We start from the raw sequence: 19763 nt of genomic DNA on the forward strand, positions 1-19763 counted from the left end.
ATTTTCCTAGAAGGAGTAAGTCACTGTCGCGATGTAAGACGCTTTCTCTTGATCCAACAAATCGATGTTGCCCAAGGTGCCTCGCTCTGCATCTTGATAGAAACCCGTTGATGACGCCGCGAGTACCAATGACCAGCTTTCATCAAACTCGTATGTGCCGTACAACGCCCCTTCATACTGCCAACTGCTTCTGCGCGTACCTTGATAACTGATGCTGTTACCACCTAACGCCGTGATCCCCACTGCGAACGATTCCCACGACTTTTCCGCAACAGCAAACAATGAGTAAGTCCACTCAGTCAGCGAGCGTCCCCCCATGGTTTTATATTCGTGGAAATTTTTTCTCAGTCTTGGCGAAACCGAAAAATCGACGCTCCAAGCTGAAAAAGAGATCGGCACATCTAAACGAACCGCGGTGTGCAGTTCATCTTTACGAGATGTTTCTGAAGTTGGAATGGTGAGCTGACCCGCAACGCCGATTTTCCCTGTATCTCCAAAGCGATATAGGTTCGTGTATTGCAAGCCCAACACCGAATCTGTCGCGTAGGTGCCGACTTCATCTTCTAGGGCACGATAGCCCCCCGTAGAAAAATAGGCTTTTGTGCCGCTCGAAAAGGAATAAACGAGATCGCCTCCCCACGAGAAATTGCGGACAGAACGGTAGTCGTCTTTATCGTAAATGTTTGTATCGTAAGATAGGTAAACGGCCCCACTAAACTTACAAACAATACAGGACGTGTCTCCTTCATTTTGTGTAGATTCAGGCGTGCTGGTGCTATCAATTACACTCGTTTCCAACGCGAATGATGGCGCTGAAAACAGCGTACCCAACAACATTGCAAGCGGCGTCATCATCCACTTTGTTGTGTGCTGCATGTTTTGAAACTTCCATGAGAATTAAGTTCATTAGAATAAACTTAAAGACAAACAGATTATTGGGATGAAATTCCATAAAAATTCAGATAATCAACCCCAATAAACCTATCAACCATAAAATTACTCTTATGGTTAAATCCTTATTTAATTTTTTAATACTATTTATCTGAGTATTGTCGCGTTCTACTTTGCTTAAAAACGCACTTTAAAATGAATTTTTATAAACAAAGCCACTCACCACAACATTAAAGAAGCAGCAAAGAAACGCCATTAAAAAAAGTTAAAAGACAATTATTATCAACAATTTAAAATCAACAAAAACAGTTAAAATGAATGAATCAAAATGTATAAGTTAAAATACAATAAAAATATAAGAACATCATTCCGTTTAATTTTAGTCGTTATTGTATTGAGAAAGTTTAATTTTCAATTTCTAAAATTGGTGGGATACACATAAGAGAAATCATCAAAACCATCCGTTGTTAATAATGAATTTCGCATTTAAAACAAAAGATAGAAACAAGATCAAATTCATGTTTTCTAATATATCGATTCAACCTTTCACAAGTTTGAATAGAAAACCAAACTTTCAGTCAATCTAAAAACAACAAAACATTCACCAAGTGAATATTCAAAAGATAAGTCAAAACTAAATAGCACATACGGTCAGCATATTTGTGAATTACTATTCATTAATTATTTTTTCATAAATTAAACATTAATGTGACCAGCTTCACACAATTGCACTGCGTACAACATAAAGTAAACGAAATTTAAGTGTTTACTGACTCAAAACGTGTCGATAGAACAGAGGTTAAACACCGAGCTGAAACACGTATTTCCCACCAAAATTTATTATACATAGCAGTGAGTTACCTGCATCCAAGCGGTTAAAATGCGTACTGATGTGACTCACTTTTGAGAGAGGAACATAAGAAGAGCAAAAGCACTAAAAGAGGATAATGCGATTTGAATAACCAGTGCTTCAAACCGCACTTATGAACTTATGCAGAGAAAGAAAGACTATCAGTTACTGTTGAATGGTTTTATGACCACAGTTTTCGCAGATCAAGTGACGTTCAAATTCATCCATAGAAGCAAGGAAGGCGCCGAACACTACACTTTTGAGAAAGCCAGCGATGAACTCTTTCTTGTTGCGATTTTTATCGCCTTCATAGCCACTTTTCTTTCTAACTAACACCACGACATGATGCGTTTCTACCCCACATGTAGGGCACATGAGGACTTCTGTCTTGTTCGACATCTTGGACTCCTTGACGAATTATCCCTTTCTGATGGCATGATTCTCTTACGCCCGTAAAGCGAGTCATCATGCCATCACTATCGATTCTTACTCTTCTTCGTTGAGACGACGAATCAACTTCGCTGGTGTGCCTCCGTATAGACAATCTGGCGGCACATCATGGTTAACGACTGAATTCGCCGCAATTACTGAGCGAGCACCTATCGTCACACCTTGGTTAATGACCGAATTTCCGCCAATCCACACATCATCTTCAATCGTGATGGGTTTACAAAACGTTTCCCAACGTCGGCGACTGCGGTAATCAACAGAATGAGAAGCGGTATAAAATTGCACGCTCGGTCCAATGAGCACGTGGTTCCCGATGGTAATTTTGGCACCATCGAGCATGACCACGTTCATGTTGATAAAGGTTTCTTCACCTATTTCGATGGTCTTACCAAATTCACAATGAAAAGGGGACTGGACAATACAACGGCCTACCTTGCCAAATAGCTGCTTTTGCAATTCGTCGCGCTGACTTTCGTCGGTGTTATTATTGAGCGCTCTAAGTGCTTGAAGAGCATGGCTTCTAATGGCGTCAATTTCTTTGTCCATGCCATCAAAGACCTGGCCAGACATCATTTTTTCTAGTTCTGTCACTGGAAGACTCCTACAACCTGCAATTACTGCTTTCAGATTCTTCACAAGGTACGTGAATTGCGAAATAAAAAAAGAGAAAAGCCCGGACTTTTCTCTTTCCTGTTTTTGTGCCGTCCTAAATAAGGTTGACACTTTCCCCCCAAAAAAATTGGAGAGTGTTATGAAATCAACAACTAAAAGAACTCAGCGCGATTACTCCCTCGCTTTTAAACTCACTGTAGTTGATGAGGTTGAAAAAGGAAGCCTCACTTACAAACAAGCCCAAGAGAAGTATGGCATCCAAGGTTGCTCTACGGTTTTGGTTTGGCTTCGTAAGCATGGTCGACTAGATTGGTCTAAAGGGACACCTAACTTTATGTCCAAAGGAGACTCTATGGCCGAGTTCAATTTACCTCCTACACCAGAGCAACGTATTAAAGAGCTTGAGAAGCAGCTCGAAGATGCTCAACTCAAAGCCGACTTCTTTGAAGCTGTCGTGAACGTTATGGAACGTGACTATGGTGTTAGAGTGACAAAAAAGCACAAAGAAGCGTTGTCCAAGAGAAAACCATAGTAGGTTTGAGCGTTACGAAGTTTTGTCAGTTAGTACAAATCTCTCGCCAAGCTTATTATAAGCAATGCCAAACTCAATCTCGTTGTGAACATCATGAGCATGCTGTCATTGGCTTTGTCCGTGAAGTCAGGCTGAAGCAGCCACGCATTGGCACGCGTAAACTGAAGTTCTTAGCAGCAACAAAGGGCATTCAAATAGGTCGCGATAAGCTCTTTGAACTTCTCAGAAAGCATCGGCTGTTAGTGAGAGCAAGACGAGCCTATCACCGAACGACTGACAGCCGTCATCGATTTTTCTGTCACCCAAACAAAGTGAAAGATGGGCTGACACCAACGAAGCCAGAACAACTGTGGGTTGCTGATATTACTTACTTGCCAACTCAAAATGGAGAGAGTTATCTCAGCTTGGTTACAGACGCTTATTCAAGGAAGATTGTTGGTTTTTATGTGGATGACAACATGAAAACTCAATCAGTTAAGCGGGCATTTATCTCAGCTCTCAGGCAACGGCAGAGTGAAGAAAAGCTAATACACCACTCAGATAGAGGCTCACAATACTGTTCGAGGGAATATCAAGATATCCATAAGAAACATAGAGTGACTTGCTCAATGACTGACGGGTATGACTGTTATCAGAATGCTTTAGCTGAGCGTGTAAATGGGATACTCAAAATGGAGCTCTTGCTGAAGAAACCGAAAGATCTGAAAGAAGCAAGGACGATGGTAGCAGAGTCCGTAGATATCTATAATCAAATGAGGCCTCATACGGCTTTAAAATACAAAACGCCCGATGAAGTACATCGAGCGTTTTAGTTAAAAAGTGTCAACCCATATCAGGACGGGTCATTTTATATTTTGTGGAGTCTGTCAACTTACACAATTTCCCAGCTGTGGGTCATCTCAACACCTTCACCTAGCATTAAGCAAACCGAGCAGTATTTTTCTAGCGAGTCAGCCGCCACTTTTGCTACGACTTCTGGGTCAAGCTCGTCACCTGACACTTCAAAGTGGATATTCACTTGCGTAAAGATACGCGGTGCGGTTTCACGACGCTCTGTGGTTAGCTTGGCATTAACTGACGAGACCTTTTGGCCTGCCGTTTTCAAACCATCAACAACATCGACAGAGCTACAGCCACCAGCAGCCATTAGTACCATTTCCATTGGGCTTGGTGCGGTTGCACCACCATTGCCATCCATCACTACGGAGTGGCCCGACTGAGATTGCCCAAGGAATTTAAAATCTTCTATCCATTTAACTTCAGCTTGCATGATTTACCTCATTTAGCATCGCTCATTCAAGGCATCGTTGCCCTTACTAGCGGTGTGTTTCTTGTCGATACTTTAGCTCTATCGCATAAAAGGGCAACGGAATTTTCAACATTACTGTAATTTTTTCGCTCGGTTACCTTTCTCTATACGTAACACTTTTTATTTAAGTAACACTTTCTACAAAAATAACGATGAGGTAGCTATGAAGAATATGTCTAAGTTATTGGCCGGTTTCTCCTTCGCACTTCCAGTCTTGTTTCTACTATTGAGTAAAACAGGTACCGCCGATACGATGGATAAGCTGAAGGCTTCAGAGAATACAAGAATCGCAACGCTAGCTGGCGGTTGTTTCTGGTGTACAGAATCGGATTTAGAGCAACTGCCCGGCGTAATCGATGTTGTATCAGGTTATTCAGGTGGTCATATTGAAAACCCGAATTACCGCCAAGTCTCTTCTGGTAAATCTGGTCATATTGAAGTGATTGAGGTGAAGTACGATCCTGCTGTCGTGAACTACGAGCAAGTGCTGGACTACTTCTTCCGTCATATCGACCCTACCGACGATAAAGGTTCATTTGTTGACCGTGGCCCTCAATACCGTCCAGCGATCTTCTACCATAATGCGGAGCAAAAACAGATTGCTAAGCAGTTTATGATGGAAATCGACAAGGCGATGATCTATCCAAAACCGTTGAAAACAGAGCTGATCGAGTTTGAAAAGTTTTACCCTGCGGAGTCGTACCATCAGGATTACTACAAGAAGAGTAGTCTGAAATACAAATACTACCGCTACGCATCAGGTCGCGATAAATACCTCGACGAAGTGTTTGGTGAAGATCGAAAAGAAAGTCCTAAAACACTTCGACAGTTGATTGAAGAAAAAAAGCTGCTTTCGAAAGTGAAAGCGTACAGTAAGCCTGCTCAGTCTGAAATCAAATCAAACTTAACAGAGCTACAGTATTACGTGACGCAAGAAGAAGGCACGGAGCGTCCATTTGATAATGAATACTGGGACAACAAAGAAGCGGGAATTTATGTTGATATTGTGACCGGTGAACCGCTATTTTCTTCTACTGATAAATACAAATCTGGCACAGGTTGGCCAAGCTTTACTCGACCAATTAACCCGGGTTACATCGTGGAGAAAACCGATTATAAACTACTCTACCCTAGAACGGAGATCCGCAGTAAGTTTGGTGATTCACACCTAGGTCATGTGTTTAAAGATGGCCCGAAGCCGACGGGATTACGCTATTGCATGAACTCTGCTGCGATGAAATTTGTACCTGTGAACAAGATGGCGAGTTTAGGCTACGGCGACTACCTGTACCTATTTGATAAGTAGTTTTAACCAAATTAGGAGTGAACATTCAGAGCGATGAAAGGTTTTAAATCCAACCTTCCCATGAAAGTCTGTCCGATCTGTCAGCGCCCATTTTCTTGGAGAAAGAAGTGGGCGCGAAATTGGGAGGAAATCGTTTATTGTTCTGAGCGTTGCCGAAGAAATAAATCAACGAAAACGTAGGTCACTCCGACCCTCTCTGGAGTATGTTATTCCCTTTGTATTAACGTTTGTACGCGTTCTCTTACCAAGGTAATAACGTCCCATCATAAGCCCAAAACGCCCCGCTATCTTGCGGAGTTGCTTTTTCTAACAAGCCTAATAAATCCTTTGCGACTCGCTCTGGTGTGAACAGCTTTCCCTCTAGCACATTGGTTTGAAAAGGTGCCGACAAAGCGGTGTCTGTAGTACCTGGGTGAAGTGACAGCACCGTGCCATGTTTGACCATTCTTTGCCATTCGATCGACATGGTTTTTAGGAACATGTTTAATGCGGCTTTCGATGCTCGATAGCTGTACCAACCACCTAACTGATTATCGCTAATGCTGCCAACTTTGGCCGAAATGGTCGCAAACTTGGGTGCAGTACTGCGCTTTAGCTTGGGCGTGAAGTATTTCGCCAACAGCAAACTTGGCAAAGTATTAACCGTGATGGTTTGCTGAAAGAAGTCTGCGTCGAGCGAGCTAAGATTCTTCTCAGGACCTTTCTCTTGGGTGTGCAACATACCAACACAGTTCACCAACCAATCGACGTGTTCAATCTGCTCACTGAACGCTTTTACCTGCTCGTCTTGCGATACATCCACTTGATGCCAAACGACATTTGGGTGTTGCCAATCTGGTTGCTGCTTACGATAAGTGGCATGCACGCGAGCTTGAGGAAACCGAGCTGCGGCTTCTCTCACCATCGCCAAACCAATTCCACCATTGCCACCGACGATGAGTATTTCCATCACAAGTTCTCCACGTTTTCTATGTAGTGCTCTGCGGTATCAAGAATCGCTTGGCGTTGTTGTTCTTCCATGTTGTCCCAAGAGCGGAAAATCATCCCGATTCGTGGATTGGCTGCGAGGCGCTTGTCGTGTTTGTTCATAAAGCGCCAATAAAGGCTGTTAAACGGACACGATCCTTCCCCACTCCTCGCCTTATTGTCGTAATGGCAACCCTTACAGTAGTCGCTCATTTTGTTGATGTAAGAACCACTCGCCGCGTAAGGTTTGGTGCCAACAATGCCGCCATCCGCAAACAATGCCATGCCACGTGTGTTCGGCATTTCGACCCATTCAATCGCATCAACATAGATACCGAGATACCACTCATCCACTTGATCTGGGTCGATCTCGGTTAGCAAGCAAAAGTTACCAGTGACCATCAATCGTTGGATGTGGTGTGCGTAGGCGTAATCGAGGGACTGCCCAATCGCATTGCGCATACAAGCCATTTTAGTTTCACCATTCCAGAAGAAATCTGGCAGCTTTCTTTCTGCGCCCAATTCGTTGTTTTTCGGGTAATGAGGCATGTTCGCCCAATAGACCCCTCGAATGTACTCTCGCCATCCTAAGATTTGGCGAATAAACCCTTCAACTTGAGAAATGTCGATGTCCGCGTTGGAATGAAATGCCTTGAGTGAAGCATCAATGACTTCTCTCGGGTGCAGTAATTTGCTGTTAAGCGAGAATGAAATTCGGCTGTGATACAAGCTCCACTTAGCGTCGTGCTGGCCTGTCATGGCATCTTGAAAACGTCCGAATAACGGCAGACAGACTTGGCAGAAATGCGCGAGTAAAGAGAGGCTTTGCGCGCGATTAATCGGCCACAACAAGTCTCCTTCAAGATTTCCGATGGTTTTGATGTCATGTTTTGCCAACCGCTCAACAATGCTGCGGACGTCGGTACTGAACATCAAAGGTTGTGGCAGTTGTTCAATGTCTTTGGCTTTGAGCTTATTACGGTTATTGGCATCGTAATTCCATTTTCCGCCGACGGGTTTTCCGTCTTGCATCAATATGTCGAAGCGCTTGCGCATCCGGCGGTAAAAGTGCTCCATCATGATGTGTTTGCCTTGAGGAAACTGCGATTCTATTTCCTCAAACGGCAACAAAAAGTGTTCCGAATCGACACAACGCGTAACGACCCCATCAAGCTTTAGTTTGGCTAACTGCTCTAGTAAACGGTATTCATCCGGGCGTTGATATTCAAACTTACTTGCACCAACTTCGCTCAAGTAATGTTGCAAGACTTGCTCAAGATCGTCGAAGGATTGTGTGTCATCCAACGTGAGGTGCAGAACTTGGTGACCTTCACTCTGACGCTCTTTCGCAAACTGTTCCATTGCAGAAAAGAACGCACACACTTTCTGAATATGATGCGTGACGTAAGTATTCTCTTGCTTGAGCTCCGCAATCAGGTAAAGCACTTGCTCATCCGGTTGCTGAAACCAAGAGTGCTCACTGTTAAGTTGATCGCCCAAGATCAATCGTACGGTTTCAAATTGCATTACGGTTTCTCCGATGACGAAGCTTTGTCACTGCTGCCCATCACAATCGGCCAATCGACCATGTCTACACTATCTAAATGCGCGCCAGCACAACGACCTTGCCACCTATCGATGAACTCCATGTGCGGATCGTACATTTCGGTTTGCTTTTCGAGGTTGAATTGTCGTGAACCACGCGGATCAGCACCAACGCCCGCTAGGTATTGCCAATTTCCCCAGTTTGATGCCACATCGTAATCAACCAGTTGTGACTCAAAGTACGCCGCACCATAACGCCAATCGAGGCCAAGCTCATGCACTAAACAACTGGCGACTAACTGCCTGCCACGATTCGACATATAACCGGTTTCATTAAGCTGATGCATACACGCATTGACGATAGGAAATGGCGTTTCACCTTTCTTCCATTGTTGAAAACGGTGCGCGTAAAAGCTGGTGAGTGGTGCTCGATTTTGGATGCCACCGAATCGGAAGAGCTGTCGCTTGTGTCGACGGGCATACCAATAAAAGTATTCACGCCAAAGCAGTTCGAAGTAAATCCAGTAGGTTGAATCATTTGCACCATTCTCCGCTTCATAACGTTTCAACATGGCATAAATAGTTTTCGGAGAAACGCACCCATGAGCTAACCAAGGAGAGAACTTGGTGGAGTAATCCATGCCATCTAAACCGTTGCGTGTTTGTTTGTATTCACTGGCTAGTGTGGAAGCAAAATACTGACGACAATGTTCAAGCCCGCGGCTTTCTCCACCATGAAACGTAGCTTTTGTGTCAAAGTAATATGCAGTAACGGAAGGCAGATTCACACCTAAAGGAATTGGAGGTAACGAACGGATACTCTCGCGGGGCCGAGAGATGTCTAAACCTTCAACTTGCTTTCTAAACTGCGTGAAAGTCGTAGGCAGTTTGCTCAAGTCAAATGGCAGTTGTTCTTCCCTTAACAGGGTCCGGATTGTTTGCTGTTTTATTTTTACATGAGAAGCGCCTTCAACTGCTCGATCTAACGCTTGTTGCTCATCCGAACCGGGAAAGGCTTCAGCATATATATGTGTGACGCCGAAGCGATTAACAGCATACTTGATTGCTTGATCGGGCGTCAGTTCAACTGCCCACAATCGCTGACCAAGGTGATTCAAAGATTGATTGAGTTCACTAAGCGATGCGTCGAGAAACTGCAATTTCGCACGCCCGAAAGAGGCTTCCTGCGCAAAGTGATGCAAGTAAGGCGTCATTGAAGGGTAGCAATACAAGCAAATTAACTCGTCCATTTCTACACTGGCGCTTTTCAACAGTGGGTTGTCGTGCAATCGCAAGTCGTTCGTGAACCAATAAAGTCCTATTTTCTTTTTCAATTCGCACCCTCAGATGTTAATTCTTCGTCTACGAGTTCTTTTCACGGAGACCCTGACGTTAAGCCTTTTGATTTACTTGCTTTTATACGAAAACGAGAGTTTGACGATCATTAGGTTACTAACGTTCACACGGAATCCATTTGCTGGATATCTCAAAACACGCAATACCACCAAATGCCTGTACATTTTTCATACTGATATTTTATAAAATTTGAATCCAACGGTATTGATCACGATCTTAATCACTCATTTTCTATATAAACCATGCAAAAGTGATAAAAATTAAAGCGACATTAGTTAATATCCGTTAATCTAAGCCCAATCCCATTTTGCTAGTACCATCGCAGAAATGACCGACGAGTTTAAGAAATCAACCGCTAATTTAAAAAAAGCGGTCCCACTGATGATCAAAAACCATGTTGCTGCCACGCCAGCCAACTACGCGCTTTGGTATACCTACGTTGACAAGACCATTCCAGAACTCAACTTTGAGTTAGACACGGTGTTAGAAAACTACGGTATTTGCCCGCCAGCAACCAATAAACAGCTTTACAACAACTATGTGGCCAGCAAAGCAGAAACCAGCCTTGAAGATCTTAGAACCAATGTAGAAGTTCTGCTACATGAAGTATCCAGTTCAATGAGCGATACGATTTTAGATACTTCCTCCTTTTCTGAGATGGTAGACAAAAGCTTTAATAAACTGGAAAAAGTTGAGGACAATAGCCTAAGCATTGAAGAAGTGATGGTGGTGATTCGTCAACTTGTCGCAGAGTCACACGAAATTCGTCACTCAACAAAGTTTTTGAATAGCCAATTGACTAACGCGAGTGAAGAAATTTCTCGCCTCAAAAATCAACTGGCTGAAGTACAGCAAGATGCGTTGTTCGATGGTTTGTCAAACCTATACAACCGCCGAGCATTTGACAAAGATCTCTCTTCACTTATCGCATCAAATCAGGCAATGACCTTGATCATGCTTGATATCGATCATTTCAAATCATTTAACGACAATTACGGGCACCTTTTTGGCGATACAGTGTTAAAAGCCATTGCCCGCCGGCTACAACAAAGCTGTCGAGATGGAATATGTGCGTACCGTTTTGGTGGTGAAGAATTCGCGCTAATTGTACCTAACAAATCTCTGCGAATTGCTCGCCAATATGCAGACACACTACGCCGGATGATAGAAAAACTGCGTATCAGAGATAAGCGCTCAGGCACACAAGTTCACAGCATTACCGCTTCTTTTGGGGTAGCAGAATTTGAGCCGGGTGATACGCCTGAAGCCTTAATCAATAAAGCCGATAAACAGCTTTATGAAGCAAAACAACTCGGTCGTAACCGCGTGATGCCAATTTAAATAAACTGACTAAGCGAAAACGACTTTTACGATGAAAAAGAAAACCCCGCGACGTAAAGTGCGGGGTTTTTATATCCAATCATGAGTATCTTAATCGACGCTGTAGCAGTAACTTAGAATGTAGTCGTCACCATTTTTTGCGGTATATTCTTTATCTTCACTGCATGCCATCGGCTTACCTTTTTTGTCGCCTTTGATTAGACTTATCCAATGGCGCATCGCGGTTGGTGCATTGCCAGTTAGTTCAGGATGAAACGTCGTGCGAGTTTCCAATTGAATATCGTCAATGTCCACTAATTCCACGCAACCAGTGCCTTTGTGACAGCCAAACAGCACTTCTACATGATTACCCGAATCATCTTTAAACAAAATCGATTTTGGATCTTCCTTTTCACCAGTGTACGCCACGAAGTGTTTTGGGCTTTTCAGGCCGCTGTGTGTACCGTCTTTGAAATAAGCCAAAACATGGCGGTAATCAATCACGTAACTTGATACATCTTGGTGCGACCCGTTCTCCAATGGGAACATGCGGTCAAGCAGTTGCTTCGCTTTTACTTGTTTCTCACTCTGCTGCTCAGCACTTACCGCTTCGACGGCAAATACGGCTTCAGCGATAAATGGGCGTTGTTGTTGTTGCATCTCTTTTTTATCGAAGTTCAGCATATTCATCGTCATATCCTCGCACTTAAAAACTCGTCCTAGAGTAAAAACTTAAATCCTTTATTTAAGTTTCAGGCAATTCTGTGAAGTGGATGGTTAATTTCCTTGCCTGCTCATTATGTAGACTAGCGAAATATTGACTACAATTTCACAACAAAAATTTTACAATGTGAATTTTACAAAATGTCTGTGTCAAAAAGCCTTATTCGTCAGTCTCATTTTCTTGGTACGAAAATTCGTAACCTAAGAAAAAACAACCATTTAACGATGGAAGATTTGTCTGCCCGTTGTGTAAGAATTAATCCAGAGTACGCTCCTTCGGTTTCTTACCTTTCGATGATTGAGCGCGGAAAACGCGTACCGAGTATCGATATGCTCGAAGTGATCGCGGAAGTTTTTCAAAAAGATCCGGCGTGGTTTTTAGATGATGAACCCGAATTAGAAGCCATCACACCCAACAAAGGAAATCGTGGCGGGATTAGTGGCATGGCGTTGGAGCCGAGCTTCCTGTTTTCCAATGATATTCTTCAAATCGCGATACCAGAAATGCTCTCCCAAACAGGTATCACGGGGCGTCAATTCGCCCACTTACTGATCCGCGCACACCAAGAAAACCATCAAAACCATTTTCCTGATTTAGAGCGCGCCGCCGAAGAGGTCGGCTTGAAGCGGCTGAATCTATCTGTAGAAGATCTCGTAGACATTGCAAAAAGTATGGGATTGGATATCCGCTGGGTAGATCGAGCGCCACAAGATGTGATTGATGAACTGGGCGTCAGCGCCAAACAGTTGATTACGTCTTTCATGGAGCCACCTGGGACTATTTATCTCAATAAACGAATGCGTGACTATCCAACCCGATTGAAGTATGACTTGGCGGTATATATCGGCCATCGAGTGCTCCATAGCAGCGATGCAATGAATAACGTTTTATCTATCGGGCATCAAAACAATTGGGAGCAAATGGACAGCCCTGTGTCGAACTCTGAACTCAATTCGCAAGATATCCTGCAAGCTTGGCGTGATTTTGAGTCCAGCTTTTTTGCTGGTGCCTTGCTTTGCCCCAAAGTACCATTTCGTCAGTTGCTTGACCGCTCCGGTTACGAAATTGATGTTCACAAAAAGGCCGGCGTTTCTCCTTCCGTTGCAATGCGTCGCATGACGGTGGTCTCGCCTTACCCTCATTGGCACTATTTTGATGCCTATGGCCCCGGCAAGTTAAAAGCAGTGTATCGAGGAAATGGTATTCCATTGCCTTGGGGCAACATGCGCAAAGTAAACGACCCTTGCCAGCACTGGGCGGTATTCCGACGCCTTTCCCAGCCTTTGGATACCAGTTCAGCGCAAATTTCGATTTTAAATGTTGGCGACGAGCCACGTATCTACTGCTGCGAATCGGTCAACGTATTTGACCCTGCGGGAAATAATCGCGTGCTATGTGCCGGTATTGATCTTAACCCTGCTATTTCTGCACAAGGTGGCGATGCCGTTTCCATAGCGGAAGAACTTAAGTCCCTTTGTGTCGCTTCCGGCGGAAGTAGTGTTATTCCTCCCCACATCAAAAAAGACTTAACGACTATCGCTAAGATATTAAACATCAACTGGATAGAGCGCGGGATTCAAACCCAAGCAAGGTTGATCTGCTCCAGAGGGGCGGTTTGTCCAAGACAACCTAGTTGTTACAGCAAGTGCGGAGAAGCTGATGAGACGGGCAGCGACGTGAATATCATCGGGCTTTAGAAAGAAAAAACGCCAATCACAATAAACGTGATTGGCGGTATATACTTGTGAACAATTTGTATTCACTAACAACGTCAGTTGGCTAGGTGACCCTCGGCTTAATAAGGGTCACTCTAAGTAAAGCACGATGCGTGCCAACTTTAAAAAAGCCGTTTTTTAGTAGATCCAGATGCATATCGTTGCTTTATTAACCATTAATTTCGCAAACTGCATTTGCAAAATGCAACATTATGCAAATATGCCACTGAATGCACTGCTAATAACGACTCTCTCAGCAAAGTGTCTGTGAACATATGAAGTCACATATTCTTGCACCTCAATGATGATGAGATTTCGGGCTCCCAACTTTACCATTCCTCTAACCCCTTATTGAAACTGGGTTCAGGCTCATCCGCCATGCTTTTGTTGATACATTCTCTCATCGGCTATTTTCATCATTTGCTCAGGAGATGACATTTGCGGGTCAAATATCGCGTACCCAATACTGGCTTTCAAATAGATAAGCGTTTCATCGTAAATGACGGGCGTAGAGCATAGCGCTAATCGAAGTTTTTGTAGAAGAGACTGAACATTTTCTTCCGTTCCTGGGTGATGAACTACAACTAAGAACTCATCACCGCCCATTCTGGCCACGATGTCTGATTTACGCAGAGAGCTTTTTACCCTTTCAGCCGTAGCGATTAAAACTTTGTCACCTGCGTCGTGACCATAGGTGTCGTTAATGTGTTTAAACCTATCTAGGTCAATATTAATTAAGGCGAAGCTATAACGCTTTTTATAACGTTTCGCTATTTCAAACTGCTGCTTGTAAAACTTCATAAAATAGCGACGGTTTGGTAAACGCGTGAGTTCATCGTGTAAAGCTCTGTCATCTGCAATGGTATACAGTCGATAAATGGCGAACAGCGCGAGGCTAAGTGCGAATATAATGGGATAGCCGATTACTCTAGCTAAATGCAACTGATGCCAAGAGATTTGGCGATCAGCTTTGCCTCCAGAGAAAACCACCATACTCCACCCACCATAAGGAAAATGAACCATCTCTTTTGCATATGCCATGCTATTTACACTTTGCGCGCCAAAGAAAGCATCACCAAATGAGCCACCGCTATCGTAACCACGGATCATTAAAGGGTAACGATACGAGAAATCAATTACGCCGGTTTCTCTCATCAGAGCATCGAAATCAATCACCGCACTGATCACTCCCCAGTAGTCCTGATTCATTGGAGGATCAAGAAAAACAGGCACACGCACGATCAAACCTCGGCCACCTTGAATCAAAGTCACTGGCCCTGCGATGAAAATTTCTTGTACATCCTTGGCTTTTTGCACCTGTACCCACTGCTGTGGCACTGCGCGGTAATCAAGGCCGATTAGGCGCTCATTACCTTGGCGTGGAAATACGTGACTAATTACATCATTTTTCGCGATACCGATGATTGTAATATGTTTACTTTTATTTAGGATTCGGTGAGCGGCGATACTCAATTCTTCTTCTTGGTTTTTAGGAAGTAACGTAATGAGTGTCGCTAAAGTACTGGCTTTGTAGATATCCGCCATAAGTACCGCTTCCAAATTGGAACGGAGAATGGAAAGTTGTTCTTTGGCCTCAACTTGAACTCGCTCTTTGTGAAGCTCTTGCTGGTTTCGATTTAACAGCTCGATAACCCCAATACACAAAGCGAAAAAGGTGAGGAAGAACAATGCAAAATAGCATCGCTTTCTGGGTAAATAACGCATTTTCTCCCCACAACTCGTATACAACTACGAGATTTTTTATTTATTGTTAAAATTCTTATTATCACAAGAATAACCAATCATAATCAGAAAGGTAACAGTGATTGACAACTTTTATGTTTTAGGTGTGAGATGATGCATCAACAAGGCGATTTATTTGGCGGCGATCTATGGCAAGAAGTAGAAAGAGGAAAACTTTATTATGATCCTCATTTTCTTAACCATCTTGAGGCGGATAATTACTTTGACCAACTTCGAAAGACACTGCCATGGCACCAAGAACACATTACTATATTCGGCAAGTCAGTACTTCAACCTCGCTTACAAGCGTGGCACGGTGATGCAGCATATACTTACTCAGGCTTAACCATGCAGCCTCACCCTTGGACTCTTGAGTTAACTCAGCTGAAAGTGCATTGTGAATCAGTTGCTGATGTCACTTTTAATTCTGTTCTCGCTAACTTATATCGACACGGTCAAGACTCAATGGGCTGGCACCAAGATAATGAACCAGAGTTAGGTAGAAACCCTGTTATCGCATCTTTGAACTTAGGTGAAACACGTCGATTTTTGCTTAGAAATTTACATTGTAAAACTGAGATTGAATACGAGCTTTCTCATGGCTCCTTACTGATTATGGCTGGCGAGCTTCAGCATCACTGGAAGCACTGCGTACCAAAAACCGCGAAAACCAAAGATGAACGTATCAACCTGACTTTTAGGCAAATTTTCAACTATTGACTCAGCTTTTACATTCTCAATTAATATTGATGGTAGGTTTAGGTTCAGGACTTCATAGGGAATGGATTTATGCGTATTAAACCTCTTAGCTTAGCAGTCTTACTCTCTTGCTCACTTACCTTTGCTGCTCAGGCATCACAGGAAGACGTACCGCTTCTCGATAATACTCAATCAGCGCAGTTGATTCGTAGTACCTACGAACAAGAACTGTTCACTTTCCCGGCGTTTAAAGAGGGCCATTTTGGCTTACGCATGTACCGCCAAACATTAGATGAGAAATATCACGCTGCCATTTGGACCGACATGGCACAAGTAGCCAGCCGGTTAAACCAATTTGCTAATGAAGTCGTTGAACCAGAAGACATCATTCTCTATTCATCTCAAAGGTTGACCACGTATCAAGAGAAAGAAACCGAACGAGGGCAGCGACGCTATACCGTGACTAAACACCATCCTGAGTACCTTTATCTTGGTGTGGATTTGCTTGGCGCAATGGCAAGAGCAAACGAATATGGCCTACAACATAAACAAGACAAAACGCTGAGAAAAATTATTAGGCGCTACGATTTCTCGCGTTACGTTACGGACAAAGAGATGATAGAGGCATGGGCAGCTCAGCTTGCAAACCAAGTCTACTGGCTTCGTCAGCTAGGAGAGCAAGATGTGGTCGAGGAATTCACTCAAACCTTCCGGAACACCTACCCCGACGATAAAGATAAGATGCTTTCTGCTCAGCAGTATTGGAACAAACTCTATGGTATGACGCACATCATCTTTGCCGATTCACAGTATTATCAGGAGCGAGTAAGCGAGAAGAAACACCAATGGATTTATGATTACTTTCGCAACAACATCGACACTATCCTACTGCGCGCCAAAGAAGACGTGATTGCGGAAGTCGGCATTTCGTTTTTGTTAGCAGGCTTGGACCATGATCCGGTCGTAAAGAAGACCCGCCAAGCCATTCGTCATGCAATCAACGCAGAAAAAGGGATGATTCCGTCGGTCGACGGTAACTTTGATCTCAAGTACGGCGAACACCGTAACGTGCTAGCCATCATGCTGCTCGATTGGAAAGGGATACATAAAGCGCCAACTTATCAAGAGCACCCAGAGGCTTTTAAATCGATACCTTACGGCTTAATGCCCAAGCCTTAGAAATAACAAAACCCGCCATTTAGGCGGGTTTTTAGTGTGGATCTTCAATCTAAATTAGAGAGAGATAAAAATACCCGCTAAGCACGCACTCATCAGGTTAGCGAGTGTACCAGCAGCAACCGCTTTTAGGCCTAGACTTGCAACATCTTTGCGGCGCTCAGGTGCCATCACGCCGATAGAGCCCAACTGAATCGCAATTGAGCCAATGTTCGCAAAACCACACAACGCAAAAGTGATAATAATTTGAGTATGCTCAGACAGTGTCGCTTTGTGCTGCACAAAATCGATAAACGCAACAAACTCATTCATCACCACTTTCTGACCAATGTATGAACCCGCAGCTAGGATTTCGTGGCTTGGCACACCAATCAACCATGCGAGAGGTGCAAACAAATAACCAAAAATCGCTTGTAGCGTTACGCCAGAGAAACCAAGTATCTCACCCAAGTTTTCTAGCCCCGTGTTCACCATCGCGATAACACTCACGAAAGCGATAAGCATGGTACCAACAGCAACAGCAACTTTCATACCGCCCATAGCACCGCTTGCTAGCGCATCAATTACGTTGCTTTCTTCTGATTTATCTAGCTCAATATTGTTGTAATCGCTTGGCGTTTGACGCTCAGGAACGATAATTTTTGCCATCATCAAACTACCTGGCGCTGCCATAAAGCTTGCCGCGATCAAGTATTTGAGGTCGACACCCAAACCAGCATAACCACCAAGCACACTGCCCGCCACTGAAGCCATACCACCAGCCATCACAGCAAACAGTTCAGAGCGAGTCATGTTAGAAAGAAATGGACGAATAAGAAGTGGTGACTCGCCTTGAGATAAGAAGATGTTCCCTGTTGCAACCAAAGACTCTGCTTTACTCGTACCCAAGAACTTCTGGATAGCGCCGCCAATAAATTGAATCACTTTTTGCATAATGCCCAAATAGTAAAGGGCGGAGATAAGAGCACTGAAGAAGATGATGATAGGAAGGACACGAATAGCGAAGATAAAGCCAGAAGAAGCGAGGTCACCAAAGAGGAATTTAATCCCTTCATCAGCAAAGCTGAGTAGCCCCGCGACACCATTACTTAAACTCGCCAGCGCCGCTTGACCCAACGGGAAATAGAGCACCAAAGCAGCAAACCCCATTTGTAGCATCAAGGCGCGAGATACAGTTTTCCAATTAATGGAAGAACGACCCTCAGAAAGTAGGAAAGCACAACCTAGCAGTGCAACAATACCAAATAGACTAAATAGAACACTCATGAGCTGGACCTACTAAACGTTGAAAAAGAAAAAAGAGCCAAAGGAATTGGCAGAAGAAAGGGACAACGCAGCGAGTGATAACTCACTTTTAGATCCAGAATGTAGACAGAACGAATAGTTCGACATCTTATTTTTACCTTATACAAGCAATTGAACGTAGCTGGTCCGGTCCGTGGGGTCATTCACTGCTGGCGAGCATGTTGCTTGGCCTGCTCCATGTGACGGCTTGTATGGGTAAGGGTCCTGAACAACTAAACCCTAATTCCCGCTTAAACGGGACGCAAGTATAGCCAACAAAAAGAGATATTCATCACATTTATTTACGCAAACGTTCAAGCGTTCAAAATTTAGGCAAAAGTACTCTTTTGTCGTCATACCATTAATAAAAGTAAGGGCATAAGGATAGGCGTTGATGGTAAAAAACATAAAAGTGACCAATAAATATGCAATCAAACTCGAAAGAGCCAAAATTCGTCATTTTGCTCTCGCCAACAGGTGGATTTTGGTTATAATTCGCGTTGCTTCTTTCGAGGCCTCTGAGTATTCAGAGCATCATGATGCCGAGATGGTGAAATTGGTAGACACGCTAGCATGAGGTGCTAGTGCCTTTGGTGTGAGGGTTCGAGTCCCTCTCTCGGCACCATTATCCTTCTTCCCTAATTTTGTTCGAGTGTAATGCAAAGTTCTAAGCAGGCAAGACAGTCTACAGATGCTAACCAACTTCTGAGTGAGCTTGCGGTTCACGCTTTATTACACCTGCACTTTAAAATTCACGCGTCCTCGCATGGCCTCTCCCTTAAAGAACGTAATGACTTACTTCAGAAATGGCTGAAACCAAAACTGAAGAGTAATCGCTATAAGCTGATTAAAAAGCCGTTAAAATCTTTGACTCAGCAGGCAAAAGGTGAGAACGGAAATCTGGAAGAATTACTCGAGCGCTGCGTCGGTGCAGACAAACCCAGAAATCCTCAACCCGATCTAGATAGCTACTTGCTGCTGATCAACGAGATTGAGAAGAAACTGGGGACTACCGTGTTATTATCGCGACCGGAAGACGTCGACTTATCTCACGACCAACACGGCTGTTTGCTGTGTGTGCTTTCTGAGAACTTAAATCAGCACTTCGATGATAATAACGCCCTAATCGCTCCTATTTCGATGCTGTTCCGCGGACCAATGAGTCAACGCTCACTTTTCCTTGGCAGCATTTACGCCAGTGGTACCTTCAATTATGAAGTGCAGTATCAAGACGACCAGTTCGTTCGCATCACATTAGAGTTAGCGTAACTGTAACGCTAAGAAA

18 protein-coding genes and 1 tRNA gene are annotated in these 19763 nt (G+C 43.8%); 9 read left to right on the forward strand and 10 right to left on the reverse strand.

Annotation, left to right across the window (positions count from 1 at the left end; translation table 11 throughout):
* Positions 1 to 6: 6 nt before the first annotated feature.
* From R7R24_RS12455 to R7R24_RS12465, 3 genes are all read right to left on the reverse strand, one after another.
* On the reverse strand, positions 7 to 876 hold the full coding sequence (locus R7R24_RS12455) for a hypothetical protein (protein ID WP_042523383.1): 870 nt from the start codon (positions 874 to 876) through the stop codon (positions 7 to 9).
* 1030 nt (positions 877 to 1906) lie between these two features.
* Positions 1907 to 2140, reverse strand: a complete 234-nt coding sequence (locus R7R24_RS12460) for a hypothetical protein (RefSeq protein ID WP_005497910.1) — start codon at positions 2138 to 2140, stop codon at positions 1907 to 1909.
* A gap of 87 nt (positions 2141 to 2227) precedes the next feature.
* The gene (locus R7R24_RS12465) at positions 2228 to 2782 is read right to left on the reverse strand and encodes a sugar O-acetyltransferase (RefSeq protein ID WP_017819734.1); all 555 of its coding nucleotides are present in this window, start codon (positions 2780 to 2782) and stop codon (positions 2228 to 2230) included.
* A gap of 160 nt (positions 2783 to 2942) precedes the next feature.
* Between R7R24_RS12465 and R7R24_RS12470 the strand changes: the two genes are divergently transcribed.
* A protein-coding gene (locus tag R7R24_RS12470) for an IS3 family transposase (RefSeq protein WP_102949714.1) occupies positions 2943 to 4147 on the forward strand; the annotation gives its coding sequence in 2 pieces (ribosomal slippage) (positions 2943 to 3294 and positions 3294 to 4147; 1206 coding nt in all).
* Positions 4148 to 4206: 59 nt separating this feature from the next.
* Here R7R24_RS12470 and R7R24_RS12475 read toward each other — a convergent pair.
* On the reverse strand, positions 4207 to 4605 hold the full coding sequence (locus R7R24_RS12475; RefSeq protein WP_005374132.1) for an OsmC family protein: 399 nt from the start codon (positions 4603 to 4605) through the stop codon (positions 4207 to 4209).
* 202 nt (positions 4606 to 4807) lie between these two features.
* Here R7R24_RS12475 and msrB point away from each other — a divergent pair, with 202 nt between their 5' ends.
* On the forward strand, positions 4808 to 5950 hold the full coding sequence (msrB, locus tag R7R24_RS12480) for a peptide-methionine (R)-S-oxide reductase MsrB (RefSeq protein ID WP_191115955.1): 1143 nt from the start codon (positions 4808 to 4810) through the stop codon (positions 5948 to 5950).
* 33 nt (positions 5951 to 5983) lie between these two features.
* A complete protein-coding gene (locus R7R24_RS12485; RefSeq protein WP_104976307.1) occupies positions 5984 to 6130 on the forward strand; it encodes a DUF2256 domain-containing protein in 147 nt (48 codons plus the stop codon).
* Positions 6131 to 6191: 61 nt separating this feature from the next.
* Here R7R24_RS12485 and R7R24_RS12490 read toward each other — a convergent pair whose 3' ends face one another.
* The 3 genes from R7R24_RS12490 to R7R24_RS12500 are packed head-to-tail and all read right to left on the reverse strand — an operon-like array spanning position 6192 to position 9795.
* A complete protein-coding gene (locus tag R7R24_RS12490; RefSeq protein ID WP_206946932.1) occupies positions 6192 to 6899 on the reverse strand; it encodes an SDR family oxidoreductase in 708 nt (235 codons plus the stop codon).
* Positions 6899 to 8443, reverse strand: coding sequence for a cryptochrome/photolyase family protein (locus tag R7R24_RS12495; protein ID WP_191115957.1), 1545 nt, complete (start codon positions 8441 to 8443; stop codon positions 6899 to 6901). The genes R7R24_RS12490 and R7R24_RS12495 overlap by 1 nt, the downstream gene beginning before the upstream one ends.
* Positions 8443 to 9795 carry a DASH family cryptochrome gene (locus tag R7R24_RS12500; protein ID WP_191115958.1) on the reverse strand — a complete coding sequence of 451 codons (1353 nt, stop codon included), beginning with the start codon at positions 9793 to 9795 and terminating at the stop codon, positions 8443 to 8445. Before R7R24_RS12500 ends, R7R24_RS12495 begins: the two co-directional genes overlap by 1 nt.
* Before the next feature lie 349 nt (positions 9796 to 10144).
* Between R7R24_RS12500 and R7R24_RS12505 the strand changes: the two genes are divergently transcribed.
* Positions 10145 to 11158 (forward strand): GGDEF domain-containing protein, encoded by a 1014-nt coding sequence (locus R7R24_RS12505; RefSeq protein WP_138939787.1) that lies wholly within the window; start codon positions 10145 to 10147, stop codon positions 11156 to 11158.
* Between the two features lie 90 nt (positions 11159 to 11248).
* Here the strand turns inward: R7R24_RS12505 and R7R24_RS12510 are convergent, their stop codons facing one another.
* A complete protein-coding gene (locus R7R24_RS12510) occupies positions 11249 to 11827 on the reverse strand; it encodes a malate synthase (RefSeq protein ID WP_005374156.1) in 579 nt (192 codons plus the stop codon).
* Between the two features lie 174 nt (positions 11828 to 12001).
* On the opposite strand from R7R24_RS12510, the gene R7R24_RS12515 reads away from it, so the two are divergent.
* Positions 12002 to 13558: a DUF3612 domain-containing protein gene (locus R7R24_RS12515; protein ID WP_080773721.1), complete on the forward strand. Its 1557-nt coding sequence runs from the start codon at positions 12002 to 12004 to the stop codon at positions 13556 to 13558.
* A 387-nt stretch (positions 13559 to 13945) separates the two neighbouring features.
* On the opposite strand, the gene R7R24_RS12520 is transcribed toward R7R24_RS12515, so the two are convergent.
* Complete coding sequence (locus R7R24_RS12520) at positions 13946 to 15301, reverse strand: diguanylate cyclase (protein ID WP_042523392.1); 1356 nt, start codon at positions 15299 to 15301, stop codon at positions 13946 to 13948.
* Between the two features lie 132 nt (positions 15302 to 15433).
* Between R7R24_RS12520 and R7R24_RS12525 the strand changes: the two genes are divergently transcribed.
* Complete coding sequence (locus R7R24_RS12525) at positions 15434 to 16039, forward strand: alpha-ketoglutarate-dependent dioxygenase AlkB family protein (protein ID WP_191115972.1); 606 nt, start codon at positions 15434 to 15436, stop codon at positions 16037 to 16039.
* Positions 16040 to 16108: 69 nt separating this feature from the next.
* Complete coding sequence (locus R7R24_RS12530) at positions 16109 to 17197, forward strand: DUF3541 domain-containing protein (protein WP_054579219.1); 1089 nt, start codon at positions 16109 to 16111, stop codon at positions 17195 to 17197.
* A 54-nt stretch (positions 17198 to 17251) separates the two neighbouring features.
* Here the strand turns inward: R7R24_RS12530 and R7R24_RS12535 are convergent, their stop codons facing one another.
* Positions 17252 to 18460, reverse strand: coding sequence for a NupC/NupG family nucleoside CNT transporter (locus tag R7R24_RS12535; protein ID WP_017635515.1), 1209 nt, complete (start codon positions 18458 to 18460; stop codon positions 17252 to 17254).
* A 559-nt stretch (positions 18461 to 19019) separates the two neighbouring features.
* Between R7R24_RS12535 and R7R24_RS12540 the strand changes: the two genes are divergently transcribed.
* A tRNA-Leu gene (locus tag R7R24_RS12540) sits at positions 19020 to 19103 on the forward strand.
* A gap of 32 nt (positions 19104 to 19135) precedes the next feature.
* The gene (locus tag R7R24_RS12545) at positions 19136 to 19747 is read left to right on the forward strand and encodes a DUF2913 family protein (RefSeq protein WP_005384170.1); all 612 of its coding nucleotides are present in this window, start codon (positions 19136 to 19138) and stop codon (positions 19745 to 19747) included.
* Positions 19748 to 19763 lie beyond the last annotated feature (16 nt).

The sequence above is a fragment of the Vibrio sp. 704 genome (genome assembly GCF_033339295.1).